This window comes from Pseudomonas sp. HMSC08G10 (assembly GCF_001808425.1).
GTDB classification, from domain to species: domain Bacteria; phylum Pseudomonadota; class Gammaproteobacteria; order Pseudomonadales; family Pseudomonadaceae; genus Aquipseudomonas; species Aquipseudomonas guariconensis.
This window is the reverse complement of record NZ_KV793331.1, coordinates 197,472-210,970: the sequence shown is the minus strand read 5'-3', so window position 1 is coordinate 210,970 and position 13,499 is coordinate 197,472. Positions and strand designations below refer to the sequence as shown.

General features: G+C 62.9%; 13 protein-coding genes. 7 read left to right on the top strand and 6 right to left on the bottom strand.

Annotation, left to right across the window (positions count from 1 at the left end; translation table 11 throughout):
• Positions 1 to 45 precede the first annotated feature (45 nt).
• Entirely contained in the window at positions 46 to 3,213 is a 3,168-nt protein-coding gene (locus tag HMPREF3173_RS20930; RefSeq protein WP_070576320.1) for a dermonecrotic toxin domain-containing protein, read from the top strand.
• Between the two features lie 40 nt (positions 3,214 to 3,253).
• On the opposite strand, the gene HMPREF3173_RS20925 is transcribed toward HMPREF3173_RS20930, so the two are convergent.
• Complete coding sequence (locus HMPREF3173_RS20925) at positions 3,254 to 4,036, bottom strand: IclR family transcriptional regulator (protein WP_070576317.1); 783 nt, start codon at positions 4,034 to 4,036, stop codon at positions 3,254 to 3,256.
• 198 nt (positions 4,037 to 4,234) lie between these two features.
• Here HMPREF3173_RS20925 and hmgA point away from each other — a divergent pair, with 198 nt between their 5' ends.
• Genes hmgA through maiA form a run of 3 tightly spaced genes read left to right on the top strand, consistent with a single transcriptional unit; the run spans position 4,235 to position 7,477 of the window.
• Positions 4,235 to 5,536: a homogentisate 1,2-dioxygenase gene (hmgA, locus tag HMPREF3173_RS20920; protein WP_070576316.1), complete on the top strand. Its 1,302-nt coding sequence runs from the start codon at positions 4,235 to 4,237 to the stop codon at positions 5,534 to 5,536.
• Positions 5,537 to 5,539: 3 nt separating this feature from the next.
• Positions 5,540 to 6,832 (top strand): fumarylacetoacetase, encoded by a 1,293-nt coding sequence (gene fahA, locus HMPREF3173_RS20915; RefSeq protein ID WP_070576313.1) that lies wholly within the window; start codon positions 5,540 to 5,542, stop codon positions 6,830 to 6,832.
• A gap of 12 nt (positions 6,833 to 6,844) precedes the next feature.
• Complete coding sequence (gene maiA / locus HMPREF3173_RS20910) at positions 6,845 to 7,477, top strand: maleylacetoacetate isomerase (protein WP_070576311.1); 633 nt, start codon at positions 6,845 to 6,847, stop codon at positions 7,475 to 7,477.
• Here maiA and HMPREF3173_RS20905 read toward each other — a convergent pair.
• Positions 7,471 to 8,277: a SirB1 family protein gene (locus tag HMPREF3173_RS20905; protein ID WP_070576309.1), complete on the bottom strand. Its 807-nt coding sequence runs from the start codon at positions 8,275 to 8,277 to the stop codon at positions 7,471 to 7,473. The genes maiA and HMPREF3173_RS20905 overlap by 7 nt on opposite strands.
• Positions 8,278 to 8,401: 124 nt before the next feature.
• On the opposite strand from HMPREF3173_RS20905, the gene HMPREF3173_RS20900 reads away from it, so the two are divergent.
• On the top strand, positions 8,402 to 9,421 hold the full coding sequence (locus HMPREF3173_RS20900; protein ID WP_070576307.1) for a Leu/Phe/Val dehydrogenase: 1,020 nt from the start codon (positions 8,402 to 8,404) through the stop codon (positions 9,419 to 9,421).
• Positions 9,422 to 9,428: 7 nt separating this feature from the next.
• Here the strand turns inward: HMPREF3173_RS20900 and HMPREF3173_RS20895 are convergent, their stop codons facing one another.
• Positions 9,429 to 9,689 carry a YebG family protein gene (locus tag HMPREF3173_RS20895; protein WP_043207364.1) on the bottom strand — a complete coding sequence of 87 codons (261 nt, stop codon included), beginning with the start codon at positions 9,687 to 9,689 and terminating at the stop codon, positions 9,429 to 9,431.
• 239 nt (positions 9,690 to 9,928) lie between these two features.
• Between HMPREF3173_RS20895 and HMPREF3173_RS20890 the strand changes: the two genes are divergently transcribed.
• Positions 9,929 to 10,399, top strand: coding sequence for a phosphate-starvation-inducible protein PsiE (locus HMPREF3173_RS20890; RefSeq protein ID WP_043207367.1), 471 nt, complete (start codon positions 9,929 to 9,931; stop codon positions 10,397 to 10,399).
• Between the two features lie 3 nt (positions 10,400 to 10,402).
• On the opposite strand, the gene HMPREF3173_RS20885 is transcribed toward HMPREF3173_RS20890, so the two are convergent.
• The 3 genes from HMPREF3173_RS20885 to HMPREF3173_RS20875 all read right to left on the bottom strand — a co-directional run bounded on the left by HMPREF3173_RS20885 (position 10,403) and on the right by HMPREF3173_RS20875 (position 12,263).
• Positions 10,403 to 10,705, bottom strand: coding sequence for a DUF3509 domain-containing protein (locus HMPREF3173_RS20885; protein ID WP_043207369.1), 303 nt, complete (start codon positions 10,703 to 10,705; stop codon positions 10,403 to 10,405).
• A gap of 125 nt (positions 10,706 to 10,830) precedes the next feature.
• Positions 10,831 to 11,178, bottom strand: coding sequence for an HPF/RaiA family ribosome-associated protein (locus tag HMPREF3173_RS20880; protein WP_070576303.1), 348 nt, complete (start codon positions 11,176 to 11,178; stop codon positions 10,831 to 10,833).
• Positions 11,179 to 11,387: 209 nt separating this feature from the next.
• Complete coding sequence (locus HMPREF3173_RS20875; RefSeq protein WP_070576300.1) at positions 11,388 to 12,263, bottom strand: helix-turn-helix domain-containing protein; 876 nt, start codon at positions 12,261 to 12,263, stop codon at positions 11,388 to 11,390.
• 245 nt (positions 12,264 to 12,508) lie between these two features.
• On the opposite strand from HMPREF3173_RS20875, the gene HMPREF3173_RS20865 reads away from it, so the two are divergent.
• Positions 12,509 to 13,411, top strand: a complete 903-nt coding sequence (locus HMPREF3173_RS20865; RefSeq protein WP_070576293.1) for a DMT family transporter — start codon at positions 12,509 to 12,511, stop codon at positions 13,409 to 13,411.
• Positions 13,412 to 13,499: the final 88 nt, after the last annotated feature.

Below are 13,499 nucleotides of genomic sequence, written 5' to 3'. Positions count from 1 at the left end.
ATTTCTGCACATTGCGATTTCCTACATTGCATTGAGACAGAAGTCATGAATTTTCCCTTGACCTTTCCTTCCACGGTCTCGCCTGTCGCCGGCCAGGATGTCCTGAGCGCTTTGGTCGTGTTGACCATGATGATGCAGGCCGAAGTTGCGCTTGCGCCCGGCTTGCCGCCTCGTGTTACGCCTGTCGACGATCCCGAGCGGTGGCTGGACGAACATTGGCAGGTCAAAAGCGATCACTGGTGGATGGAGCAGTCCCCGCTGCTGAATGAACAGCTTCGGGCGTTGCTGACTCTGCAGGTGCGAGCCCGTGCCTTGCGTCGTGGCGCTCCCAGGCAGGACATCGAAGCTCTGCTGCCAGACGCTGATCCCATCTTTGCAACCGTCTCACTGAAGACGAAAGGGGGTGAGCTGGTGCGCATTCCTGGCTTTGTGGCGCTGTGCGATAACCCCTATGACGATGAGCTGTCTTTCGTCCTCTACGGCTTGGGGGCCGGTGTCTGGTTCGATCGCCATCAACGTATGGTGGAGACACTGGTCCGCTACCTGCGGGCGGATAATTGCTGGACACAGGGGCTGTCCGCCCGAGCGCGTGCGGCCCTGACGGACACCACGTCCGTCGAGCTGGTGTTGAGGCCACTGCCGAGTCGACCTGAGGTGTATCTGCTTGAAGATATGCAGTTGCTGCAACGCCGGCTGGTCATCGACGGGCTTGCTGCTGAGTCTGAAAACGGTGAGGGCGCCGTTGCCCTTGTGCCCTTGTTCGAACAACTCCAAGCAAGCGTGGCCGATGCCGTCGGTGCTTTGCGCAAGGACCTGGCGCCGCAGTGGTTGCGACACCTGTCGCCTGCCGAGCGCGAGCGGTTGGCAAAACTGCATCAGGTTGTGAACGAAACCGAGCGCCAACTGGCCGAGCAAACTCAGCACAGTGACTTCTACACCTATGCCAGCCAGCAACTTGGCGCTTGGTTGACCGCTAAAGGGTTTGCGCAATTGTCTGCCGAACAGGTACGACTGCATGTCAGACATGACTTCACAGCGGATGCGCCGCCGCAAATGGTTTCACTGCTCGAATGGGTCTGTGGCGGTGCTTACCATGGCAAACGCCTGGCAATGACGATCCAGCACGAGGGCTTGCGCAATGCTCTGGGCGACCAAGGCGTATGGTCGCTCGCCAATGAATTACAGCTGCATCGAGGTTATGTCGAGCACGTCGAGCAGACCTATGCCCTCGACGAAAACCGCTATCTGCTCAGCAGAGCGCTGGATGCCAGGCTGCAACTCGCCAGGCAGGCGGCGGACTTCCAGGGCCTGGATCGCAGAGCGGTGCGGTTGCTCGAGCAGGCCACACAGGACACATGGGCGCAGCGCTCCGGAGCAAGCACCATCACAGTGGCCCTGTTGTCCATCAATGGCGAAATGCTTCTGACCGATCATCTGTACATCTACAGCGATGATGTCCATGTGCTCTATGCGCCCGGGTCGCCGGCGGGCGATTTGCAAGCGTTCAACTCACCTGGGCAGATGAGTTTCGCGCTGGGGGCACTGACCGCCATGCCTGCGGGGCGCGACTACCTCGTCGAGCGTGTCCGTCATGCCGACCGTCCTGCGTTGAATCGATATCTGACGCGTATAGCCAGCCTGCCTCAGGAATGGTCACGCGAGACGATCACCGTGCATCCGCAAGACATTGACGGCTGGCAGCAGGTGATCCAGCACTGGACCGAGTTGAGGGTGATGAAGATTCTCGACGATCTCGAAGAGATCCGACCGGTGGTGCCTGCCAGGCCGGACGGGACGCTGCAACGACGTGTGGACGACATCGACCATGAGTTGCGCGTGCTGATGACGGATTACCAGGCAGCTGCCCAAGTGCCGACGTTCATGGCCTATGCCCGTGACCGCGTGAGCGAGCGCATCAATCGTTTCCCGGGCAAGAAGGAAGGATGGATCGATGCCGATACCGTTCTGGTCGAGCTGGAGCATGGCGTTCGTCAGTCCTTGACCCAAGTGGTGGCCAGCGGATACCCCGCGGATTTCAATTTCAGAGACTTCGCCAGGCTGACGTCGACCGTAGGCCAGGACCTGTCTCATTTGAGCAACCGGGCGATCGATGGCTACATCCGGGCCGCCAGGCTGGGTGAGGGGTACTGCGATGAGATCCGCAAGAGTTATCTCGACCCGGACGCAGATGCCCAGTCCAGGCCGCTGGAGCTGCATCGCCACATCACAGGCATGAAAATTCAACGCGATTGTTTGGTGGAGCTGCAGAGCGGACGCCTCAGCGATGCGCATGCCGACTGGCTGAAACCGGTCTGCATGGCATTTCATCGGGGCAGTTTCGTCGACGATTGCAAATTGGCAATGCTGAAGATCAACGGGGCCGCTGTAGTCGGTGGGTACCTGCTGCAGTCGCCCCAGGCCAAGGGCACTTTGGTCTATCTCAGCGATGGGCCTGGTGGGCGGTACCTTTATACGGTCGAGGATTTTGTCGAGCAGTGGCGAAGCGATGCTCTGCAGGACTGGGTCTACGCGCATGTCTCGATTGACGATGAACTGTTGATCCGCGAACTCAATGAGAGCGTGCGAAACGATGACTTCGCCGATGCGTCAGAAAGCAAGGGAAATGCGAGAATCGCCCGGTCGTTGCAGGTGCTGTACAACATCCGGGATCTTTCGGTTGCTCTACGCCAGCGTATACAGCGCTTGCTGGCCGATGCGAAACGCGATGCCTACAGCGCGGCGAGGCGTATCACCCAAGAGGTGTTCTGGCTGGTCGGTCTGGTGGCGGATGTCATCGCCTTGGCATTCCCGCCGGCGCGAATCGTTCTGGGCTTCATCAAGGCTGGTGCTGGGTTCTACCGCAGCCTCGCGGCGTTGCGTGATGGCGATAAGACGGCAGCACTGTTATCCCTGCTCGGAGCCGTCGCCAGCTTGCCTGGGATTACGGATGTGGTGAAGTTCTATGGTACCCAGCTGGTTGATCGAGGCAGCAAACTCTGGTCGACGTTGTTTCCTGGGGAGTCATCCGCACTGAGTGTGTGGGTGAAGAACCAAGTCGAGGCACTCAAAGCGTTCTATGAGCGGCATGAGGTGTTCAAGGAGCTTGGCTCGGGTGCTTTCGAACCGTTGAATAAACGATTCGAGGAAGAGTTGTCGTGGTATACGCAACTGGTCGCTTCCCAAGAGCAATCAGCCCCTCGTCAGTTCACCTGAGGCCGCCATCGGGGTCAGGGACGGCACCTCAACGCATGAGCTAGGCCTCTGGCTCATACCCCATACGCTTGCTGACGGCGCCTGCCGCCGCCAGCAAGCGCTTCGCCGCCGGTCCCTGTTCGTCGGCATGGAAGATCGACGTCGGGCCGACCACCGTCATCACCGCGGCAATCTGGCCCATGGCGTTGAACACCGGCGCGGACAGCGCGTCCACGCCGGGCATCAGCAAACCGTGTACGTGATGCAGCCCGCGTGCACGGATCTGGGCCAGCACAGGCTCGTAGTCGCTGAATGACTGGTCCATGGCGGCCAGCTCCTGCTCGCGCAGTTCCACTGTCTCGCGTTCGGGCAGGTGGGCGGCGAACACCAGGCCTGTGGACGAACTGAGCAGCGGCAGGACCGAGCCGATCTGTGTGACCACCGTCACCGCGCGCACCGCAGGCTCGATGCTCACCACTGTCGCGCCCTGGTTGCCCCACACGGCGATGAAGCAGCTCTCGTTGAGCTCGTCGCGCAATTGCGACAGCGGTAACGCCGCCACCTTCAGTACATCGATGCTGCCCAGTGCAGCCATGCCCACCCGCAGGGCCTCACGGCCCAGCCCATAATGGTTGGTGGCAGGATCCTGCTCGGCGAAGCCGCTGGCGATCAGGGCTTGCAGATAGCGGTGGACCTTGCTCGCTGGCATGCCCACGTGCTCGGCCAGGCGCGACAGCGAGGTGGATGGTGAGAGCTCGGCGAGTGCCTTGAGTATGTCGGTGCCGACTTCCGCCGAGCGGACCTTCTGCTTGCCGTTGTCGGCAGGGGGGCTGGCTTTGGTCATGGGCTTGGGCATCCAGGGGAGACAGGTGGGCGTCTTTATAGCTTGACGCCTTTCGGCAATCAAATTACGTTATTCGTAATCTGATTACGATAAAAACAATGCAGACGCGCTGCAACGCCTGGAGTACTCACCGGAACGCGCCGGACAGGGCCAGCAGCCAGCTGCCAGCAACGGCTCTCATCGAGCCCGGAGGCACCGATGAATCTCGATTCTTCCCCTGATCTTCAGTACCTGAGCGGCTTCGGCAACGAGTTCGCCAGTGAAGCGCTGCCCGGCGCCCTGCCGGTCGGGCAGAACTCCCCACAAAAGGCCCCCTACGGCCTGTACGCCGAACTGCTCTCGGGTACCGCGTTCACCATGGCCCGCAGCGAGCTGCGTCGCACCTGGCTGTACCGCATTCGTCCCTCGGCGCTGCACCCGCGCTTCGAGCGTCTGGAGCGTCAACCGCTAACCGGCCCGCTGGGTGCGATCACCCCCAATCGCCTGCGCTGGAGCCCCCAGCCGATCCCGTCCGAGCCCACCGATTTCATCGAAGGCTGGCTGCCGATGGTGGCCAACTCGGCCTCGGAGAAGCCGGCCGGCGTGAGCATCTACATCTATCGCGCCAACCGCTCGATGGAGCGTGTGTTCTTCAATGCCGACGGCGAACTGCTGCTGGTCCCAGAGCAAGGCCGCCTGCGCATTGCCACGGAACTAGGGGTGATGGAGGTCGAGCCGCTGGAGATCGCCGTGATCCCTCGGGGCATGAAGTTCCGCGTCGAGCTGCTCGACGGCCAGGCCCGTGGCTACATTGCCGAAAACCATGGTGCCCCGCTGCGCATCCCGGACTTGGGCCCGATCGGCAGCAATGGCCTGGCCAACCCCCGTGACTTCCTGACCCCGGTGGCGCACTACGAAGAGGTCAGCGGGCCAGTGCAACTGGTGCAGAAGTTCCTCGGCGAGCACTGGGCCTGCGAACTGCAGCACTCGCCGCTGGACGTGGTCGCCTGGCACGGCAGCAACGTGCCGTACAAGTACGACCTGCGCCGCTTCAATACCATCGGCACGGTCAGCTTCGACCATCCCGATCCTTCCATCTTCACCGTGCTGACCTCGCCGACCAGCGTCCACGGCATGGCCAACATGGACTTCGTGATCTTCCCGCCACGCTGGATGGTGGCCGAGAACACCTTCCGTCCACCTTGGTTCCACCGCAACCTGATGAACGAATTCATGGGCCTGATCCAGGGGGCCTACGACGCCAAGGCTGAAGGCTTCCTGCCGGGCGGTGCTTCGCTGCACGGTGTGATGAGCGCCCACGGGCCAGACGCCGAAACCTGCGAGAAGGCCATCGCCGCGGACCTGGCGCCGCACAAGATCGACAACACCATGGCATTCATGTTCGAGACCAGCCAGGTGCTGCGTCCGAGCCGTCATGCCCTCGAGTGCCCGCAACTGCAGGCCGACTACGATAGTTGCTGGGCCACCTTGCCGAGCACCTTCAACCCGAATCGGAGATAACCCATGAACCAGACCGCCATCGCCCGTAGCTGGGTCGAGCACGCCAACGGGCACAGCGACTTCCCGTTGCAGAACCTGCCCCTGGGCATCTTCAGCCGTCCAGGCCAGGCACCGCGTTGCGGCGTAGCCATCGGTGACGCGATCCTCGATCTGGAAGCCGTGCTGGCCGCCGGCCTGTTCGACGGCCAGGCCAAGGTCGCTGCCGAAGCCACCCGAGGCGGCGCGCTGAACGCGTTCTTCGCCCTGGGCCGTGAAGCCCGTGTGGCCCTGCGCGAGCGTTTGATGGTGCTGCTGGGCGAGCACAGCGAGCATCAAGCGGCCTTGAAGGCTGCCCTGTATCCGGCCAGCGAGTGCCAGCTGCACCTGCCTGCGAAAATCGGCGACTACACCGACTTCTACGTAGGCATTGAACATGCCAAGAACGTGGGCAAGCTGTTCCGCCCGGACAACCCGCTGCTGCCCAACTACAAATACGTGCCGATCGGTTACCACGGCCGTGCCTCCACCATCCGTCCCTCCGGTACCGACGTGCGCCGTCCCAAGGGCCAGACCCTGCCGGCCGGGCAGACCGAACCGAACTTCGGCCCGTGTGCGCGCCTGGACTACGAGCTGGAACTGGGCATCTGGATCGGCCAAGGCAACGACATGGGCCAGTCCATCCCGGTGAGCGACGCCGCCGAGCATGTGGCCGGCTACTGCCTGCTCAACGACTGGTCCGCGCGCGATATCCAGGCCTGGGAATACCAGCCACTGGGCCCGTTCCTGTCCAAGAGCTTCATCACCACTATCTCGCCCTGGGTGGTTACCGCCGAAGCCCTCGAGCCGTTCCGTTGCGCCCAGGCGCCGCGTCCTGAAGGCGACCCGCAGCCCCTGTCCTACCTGCTGGACAAGCGTGACCAGGCCGAGGGTGCCTTCGATATCGAGCTGGAAGTGCTGCTGGTTACCGAGAAGATGCGCGAGCAGGGTCTGCCAGCCCATCGCCTGACCCTGAGCAACACACGCAGCATGTACTGGACCGTGGCGCAGATGGTGGCCCACCACAGCGTCAACGGTTGCCAGTTGCAGCCGGGTGACCTGTTCGGTTCGGGCACGCTGTCCGGCGCCACGCCCGGCTCGTTCGGCAGCCTTCTGGAGATCACCGAAGGTGGCAAGCACCCGGTGGAGCTGGCCAGCGGCGAGGTTCGCAAGTTCCTGGAGGACGGCGACGAGATCATCCTGCGTGCCCGCTGCGTCCGTGACGGCGTGGCGAGCATCGGCTTCGGCGAATGCCGCGGCAAGATCATCTCGGCCAACTGAGAGGTCAGGGCGATGGAGCTGTTCACCTATTACCGTTCCACTTCCTCGTATCGGGTACGCATCGCCCTGGCGCTCAAGGGCCTGGATTACCAGGCCCTGCCGGTCAACCTGCTCAAGGGCGAGCAGCGTGGCGCGAACTACCTGGCGCTCAACCCCCAGGGGCGAGTGCCCGCGCTGCGGACCGATGGTGGAGAGTTGCTGGTGCAGTCACCGGCGATCATCGAGTACCTCGAAGAGGTTTATCCACAGCCTGCGCTGTTGCCGGCCAGTGCCGAGGCTCGGGCCAAAGTGCGGGGCGTGGCGGCGATCATCGGCTGCGACGTCCACCCGTTGCACAACGTCAGCGTGCTCAACCAACTGCGTCAGTTGGGCCATGACGATGCCCAGGTCAACCAGTGGATCGCTCACTGGATCGGACAGGGCCTGGCGGCGGTGGAACAATTGATCGGTGATCGAGGCTTTTGCTTCGGTGACGAGCCGGGGTTGGCAGATGTCTACCTGATCCCTCAGCTCTACGCCGCCGAGCGATTCAACGTCGACCTCAGCGGCTATCCACGCATCGCTCGCGTGGCTGCTTTGGCACAGGCACACCCGGCCTTCGCCAAGGCGCATCCCTCCTGCCAGCCGGACACCCCGGCTCAGTGAATCGAACGCTTGGTCGACGGGAGTTGGCCAAGCCGTTCGCTCAATTTCAGACGCTGGATCGGGTCGTCGGTCAGCAGCAAGGCGTGCTCCAAGTCATAGCGCTCGGCCTGTGGGCAATCCAGGTGCTGGTAGAGCGTGGCGCGGGCCAGGTAGTCGCTGGCCAGCACCGGTCCCAGTTGCATCACCCGTTCGGCGTCGATCAGGGCGGCCAGGTCGTTTTCGTTGCTGCTGTGCAGATGACGCAGGTTGCGCGACAGGCGTTGGAGCATCTGCATGGGGGCTGCGCTGTGCATGTGCTCGGCGCTCAACGGCATATGGGGGCCGAACTGGCGGGCCAGCAGTTCGCGGCAGTCGGCGGGGTACAACCGTCGCCCGCCACAGGGATCGAGCAAATGGTCGGCCCCGGGCACACGTAGCAGGAAGTGGCCGGGGAAGTTCACGCCCTCCAGCGGGATCGACAGGCGTCGCGCCAGTTCCAGGGCGAGGATGGCCAGGGTCAACGGCTGGCCGCGGCGGCGCTGCAGGACTTTGTCCATCAACGCCACCTGGGGCCGCAACGGATGGTACTCATCCTGCGCGAAACCCAGGGCATTGAGTTGACGCAGCAGGGGCTGGGCCAGCTCGTGGAGCGGCAGCATCGGCAGGTTGGCGCTGATTTCTCGCTGCAAGTCGTGCACTTGGGCGAGGCTCGCCGCCGGCTCTACCGTCCGGTCGTGCTCGGCCGCTATCCACAGCGTTGCTTCCAGCAGCGCGACAGGCTCGCGATCCAGGCAGGCCAGGCAGGCTTGACGTGGGTTCATGGGCACTCTCCGCATACGCTTATCTTTTAGCCTTGGCGCGTGCTTTCGTCCAGTGGTCCGCCAGAGGCTCGGAGCCTGGCGGCCTGCCTATACTGGAAGGAGCACCTCTCGGGGGAGCCCGTTGATGTTCGCGCTCATGCAAAGCACCCGCACCCAGTCCTTGCACCTGTGCATCGACCCGCCAACGGGCCTCAAGGCCGTCGTGGTCATTCATAGCGAGCAGTTGGGCCCGGCCATGGGCGGCTGTCGCTATCTACCCTACGCCGATGATGAAAGTGCCATGACCGACGCCATCCGTCTGGCCCAGGGCATGAGCTACAAGGCGGCATTGGCGGGCCTGCCTTTGGGGGGCGGCAAAGCGGTGATCGTGCGCAATCCGCATGTGGAAAACCGCGCCGCGCTGTTCGAGGCATTCGGCCGGTTCGTCGACACTCTGCAGGGGCGATTCATCACTGCCGTGGACAGCGGCACCTCCACCCTGGATATGGACTGCATCGCCCAGACCACACCCCATGTCACCAGCACCACAGCTTCAGGCGACCCGTCGCCGCATGCCGCAATGGGTGTGTTCGCGGGCATTCGCGCCACGTCCATGGCGCGTCTGGGCAGCGATAACCTGGAGGGGCTGCGCATCGCTGTGCAAGGCTTGGGCAATGTCGGCTATGCCTTGGCCGAGCAGTTGCACGCGGCGGGCGCGGAATTATTGGTCAGCGACCTGGATCCTGGACGCGTGCGCCTGGCCGTGGAGCAACTGGGTGCGCATCCTGTGACCAATGACGCGCTGATCAGCACCCCGTGCGACATCTTTGCACCCTGTGGTGTCGGGCCGGTGCTCAATGGCCAGAGCGTGATGCAGTTGCGCTGCGCAGCCGTGGCAGGCGCGGCGAACAACCAGCTCACTACGCTGCAGGTGGCGGATCAGCTGGAAAATCGCGGCATCCTCTATGCGCCGGACTACGTGATCAATGCCGGTGGCCTGATCTATGTGGCCCTGACCCACCGGGGCGAGGACCTAGGCACCATCACCGCACACCTGGCGCGCATTCCCACGCGGCTGACCGAAGTGTTTGCCCATGCCCAGGCGGAGAAGCGTTCGCCAGCGCGGGTGGCGCAGATGCTGGCGGAGCGGTTGCTCTACGGATGAGCCTGGGTCATTCAGCCTGATTCTCAAGTAGCTCGGCCAAGGCATCCGGCTGGTTCTTGAAGGCCCGGGCGAACACGTCGCGGTTCTTGGCCATGTAGATGCCGGCTTCCTCGACTTGCTGTTCGCTCAACGATGGCACGGCCTTTTGCAGCACCTCGGCCAGGCGCTCGGCCAGTTCGAGCATCTTGTCGTGACGGTCTGCTTCGGCCTTATCCATGAACAAGCGCTCCGGGTCGCGGCTGCTGCGGTACACCACTTCGACGGCCATTCATCACCTCTGTGCCTTTTGCTGTTGGGGTTATGGTTTAACTGTATTTATATACAGTACTCGCTTCAGCCACCGTGATGCAACTCAAGTGATGGCCTTTTCCCTTCAGAGCCTAGCCCACAGGTGTCTTGCGGCAATCGGTCGCCTTCCAAGGCAAGGGCTTGGCCTTTTTACTGCATGCACAAGCGTCACAGAGGTGACGCATCATCCTTCAGCTCGTATCGGGGAAAACGAACATCGTGAACATCAAATGGGCAGAAAAACTACGCAAGGGCCTGCATGGCTCGGCGGACTCGCTGGGCAACCTGTGCGTCGAGGCGTTCCACTACCTGGCGTTGTTCGGCATCGGCGCCATCACTGCCTATGCGGCGGTGGTGACGTTCCTGGACATGCTGGGCAAAGGTGGGGTCAGCGTCGATGACATCCTGCTGCTGTTCATCTACCTGGAGCTGGGGGCGATGGTGGGGATTTACTTCAAGACCAACCACATGCCGATCCGCTTCCTGCTGTATGTGGCGATCACCGCGCTGACCCGTCTGCTGATCGGCGATGTCTCGCACCACAAAGCGCCAGACGTCGGGCTGCTGTACCTGTGCGGCGGCATCCTGCTGCTGGCGTTTTCGATTCTTGTGGTGCGCTACGCCTCGTACCGCTATCCGTCCACCAAGGTGCTCGATGCCAATGGCAAAGAGGTCGAGGACGGCAAGTAGGGGTCAGTTGGCCAGGCCGGCGGCGGGGAAGCGGCGTGGTGTCTGGTGGGGGGCTTGGGTGAGGGCGGCCAGGACCTCCAGCGGGTTCTGGCCCAGTTCGATGGCCAGCCCCAGGCGGATGCTGTCGATCACCCGCTGCAGACGCTGCGGGTCATTGCGCTGGGCGGCGGTGATCAGGCGTTTGGCGACCACACCGCTGTCGTCGGAGAGGGTGAGCATGATGCTGCCGTCCAGGCGTTCGATGCTCAGGTTGACCCGGTACTCGGGGGCGAAGGCGTCGCTGATCTGGTCGAATGGATTGTGCATGGTCGGGCTGTCTGCAATGAATGACTGCAGAGGTTGACCGACTGAGCGCGCGGTTGGTTCAGGGCCATTGATCGGTGGACATGAAAACGCCCGGCAATGCCGGGCGTTCTTGTCGATCGCGGGGTTCAGGCTTCAGGATCGCTCATCTGAAGTACCCCACGTTTGCTGCGCAACTTGCCGTAGAAGTGCTCCAGCGCGTTGTTCAGCTTGCTGGCGGCGCCATCCACAGCCTGGTCCAGGGACGTGGCGGTGTGGGTCACGGAAATCGGTTGATGGCCTTTCGGGCGAGCCTCCATCTGGCAGCGTTTGTCCTGTGGGCCGGGCTTGGCGCCGTTCTCGTCACGCAGGTGGACCTCGATGCGGGTGAGGTCGTCCTCGTAGCGTTCGAGCGTGGTTTCAAGCGTGCTGCGAACCCACTCGTTGAGCCGGATGTTGCCTTCGATGTGATTGCTGCTGTTGACCTGGATTTGCATGATTCAATCCTTATTCAGCTTGCTCGCAAGAGACGCGCCTAGGCCTTTGAGGCCCTTGGAATTTCTTCGCCTCTTGACCCTAAAGTCAGCCAACGGCGAAACGAAATCAAGCCCCTTTTGAAAATAAATTTTCTGTTGCAAATCGGCCTTGGCAAACCGCCGAAACATGCTTCCGGTGCTGATGCGCCCGGCGAACGTGCGCTCGTTGCTCAGCCGGAGAAGGCCGCCCGGTAGTCCCCGGGCGTCGCGCCCAGGGCCTGGCGGAAGCGGTTGCTGAAGTGGCTGGCGCTGGCGAATCCACATAGCAGGGCCACCTGGCCCAGCGGCAACTGGCCCAGGCGCAACAGCTGGCAGGCGCGGTTGAGGCGGCGGGCTAGCAGGTACTGGTGCGGCGGCAGGCCGAAGCTTGTACGGAACATGCGGGCGAAGTGGTATTCGGACAGGTTGCAGCGCACGGCCAACTCGCCCAGGGTGATGGGTTGGTCCAGGTGCGCTTCGATGTACTCCACCAACTGCCGGCGCTGGTGCGGTGCCAGGCCGCCCTTCAGGCGCAGGCCCTGGCGCAGACCTGCCTGGCTGAGCACGGCGTGGTCGACAATTTCGTGGGCCAGGCTACTGGCCAAGAGACGCTCGCCGGGTTCGTCCCAGTCCAGTGTCACCAGTTGGCGGAAGCGTTGGGCCTGTTGCGGATCATCGAGGAAGGTCGCCTCTTGCAGCTGCATTTCCCGCGGTTCACGGTCGAGCAGGTGCAGGCAACCCAGGGCGAACTGGGCCTCGCTGATGTAGAGGTGGGCCAGGCGGATGTGCCCATTGACCACCCAGTTGGACTCGTGACCTGCGGGCATGATGCACAGTTTGTCCGGCGCGCCTTTGTCGGCCGGGCGCTGACGTCGGAAGGTGCCGGTGCCGTCGGCGATGTAGCACGACAGGGTATGGTGGCTCGGTGCCTGGTAGTCGCGTGCATCGTCGCGATTGCTCCACACTGCTGCAGCCAGGCCGTCGCCCAGGTGCGCGCTCAGCTCCAGGCGGGCATTGGGGGAGGCGTGCATGGCGTTGAAAACTTGCAATTGGGTCAGTGGGGTCATCGGCGATTCCTCGTGTTGCCATCCTACTGCGTGGCGTTCGGGCTGACAGCCCCGGCGATGGCAAATGCGCAAGTTTGTGCAAGCGCAGACATCGGTGGCGGGTGGAGACTGGAGATCACGACGAGGGCTGGGCCCTCGATCACAGGCTTCGCCTGCAGGTGCCGCTGAACCTTGTGGGAGCTGGCGAAGCCTGCGATGGGCTGCAACGCAGCCCCAGCTCTTGTGACCGCCACGGAAGTCCTACCATGAACCTCTCGCTCTATCTGCTCACTGTCCTGATCTGGGGTACCACCTGGATCGCCCTGAAACTGCAGCTGGGCGTGGTCGCCATCCCGGTGTCGATCGTCTATCGCTTCGCCCTGGCCGGGTTGATCCTGTTCGCCATCCTTTTGCTCACCCGACGCCTGCAACCGATGAACCGCCGCGCCCACCTGGTGTGCCTGGCCCAGGGTTTTTGCCTGTTCTGCGTCAACTTCATGTGTTTTCTCACCGCCAGCCAGTGGATTGCCAGTGGGTTGATCGCCGTGGTGTTCTCCACCGCCACCCTATGGAACGCACTCAACGCGCGGATATTCTTTGGCCAGCGTATCGCCGCCAATGTGTTGGGTGGTGGTGCCTTGGGGCTGGTGGGCCTGGGCCTGCTGTTCTGGCCGGAGCTGTTCAGCCACACCGCCAGCCGCGAGACCTTATACGGCCTGGGCCTCGCCTTGCTGGGCACCTTGTGTTTCTCGGCGGGCAACATGCTTTCCAGCGTGCAGCAGAAGGCAGGGCTCAAGCCCATGACCACCAACGCCTGGGGCATGGTGTATGGGGCGACGATGCTGGCGCTGTACTGCCTGCTCAGCGGCATTCCTTTCGACATGGAATGGAACACCCGCTACATCGGTTCGCTGCTGTACCTGGTGATCCCGGGGTCGGTCATCGGTTTCACCGCCTACCTGACCTTGGTCGGACGCATGGGGCCGGAGCGGGCGGCCTACTGCACGGTGCTGTTCCCGCTGGTGGCGCTGAATGTCTCGGCTGTCGCCGAGGGCTACCAGTGGACGGCGCCAGCGCTGCTGGGGCTGGTGGCGGTGATGGCGGGCAACGTGCTGGTGTTTCGCAAGCCAAAAGCCAAGGTGATGGGGGGGGCGGTCGGCGTGAGGTAGGCGTTCATCGGGTGATGGGCTTGATGCGGCCCTTTCGCGGGTAAACCCGCTCCCACAGGTGCTCTGCTGGCTTCAAGAACAACAGCGA

What these genes read in the sequence shown, in the direction of transcription:
- HMPREF3173_RS20875 (WP_070576300.1), bottom strand. Translation starts at nt 12,263, where the DNA reads ATGACCCCACTGACCCAATTGCAAGTTTTCAACGCCATGCACGCCTCC.
- fahA (WP_070576313.1), top strand. Translation starts at nt 5,540, where the DNA reads ATGAACCAGACCGCCATCGCCCGTAGCTGGGTCGAGCACGCCAACGGG.
- HMPREF3173_RS20900 (WP_070576307.1), top strand. Translation starts at nt 8,402, where the DNA reads ATGTTCGCGCTCATGCAAAGCACCCGCACCCAGTCCTTGCACCTGTGC.
- HMPREF3173_RS20865 (WP_070576293.1), top strand. Translation starts at nt 12,509, where the DNA reads ATGAACCTCTCGCTCTATCTGCTCACTGTCCTGATCTGGGGTACCACC.
- maiA (WP_070576311.1), top strand. Translation starts at nt 6,845, where the DNA reads ATGGAGCTGTTCACCTATTACCGTTCCACTTCCTCGTATCGGGTACGC.
- HMPREF3173_RS20930 (WP_070576320.1), top strand. Translation starts at nt 46, where the DNA reads ATGAATTTTCCCTTGACCTTTCCTTCCACGGTCTCGCCTGTCGCCGGC.
- HMPREF3173_RS20905 (WP_070576309.1), bottom strand. Translation starts at nt 8,277, where the DNA reads ATGAACCCACGTCAAGCCTGCCTGGCCTGCCTGGATCGCGAGCCTGTC.
- hmgA (WP_070576316.1), top strand. Translation starts at nt 4,235, where the DNA reads ATGAATCTCGATTCTTCCCCTGATCTTCAGTACCTGAGCGGCTTCGGC.
- HMPREF3173_RS20895 (WP_043207364.1), bottom strand. Translation starts at nt 9,689, where the DNA reads ATGGCCGTCGAAGTGGTGTACCGCAGCAGCCGCGACCCGGAGCGCTTG.
- HMPREF3173_RS20885 (WP_043207369.1), bottom strand. Translation starts at nt 10,705, where the DNA reads ATGCACAATCCATTCGACCAGATCAGCGACGCCTTCGCCCCCGAGTAC.
- HMPREF3173_RS20880 (WP_070576303.1), bottom strand. Translation starts at nt 11,178, where the DNA reads ATGCAAATCCAGGTCAACAGCAGCAATCACATCGAAGGCAACATCCGG.
- HMPREF3173_RS20925 (WP_070576317.1), bottom strand. Translation starts at nt 4,036, where the DNA reads ATGACCAAAGCCAGCCCCCCTGCCGACAACGGCAAGCAGAAGGTCCGC.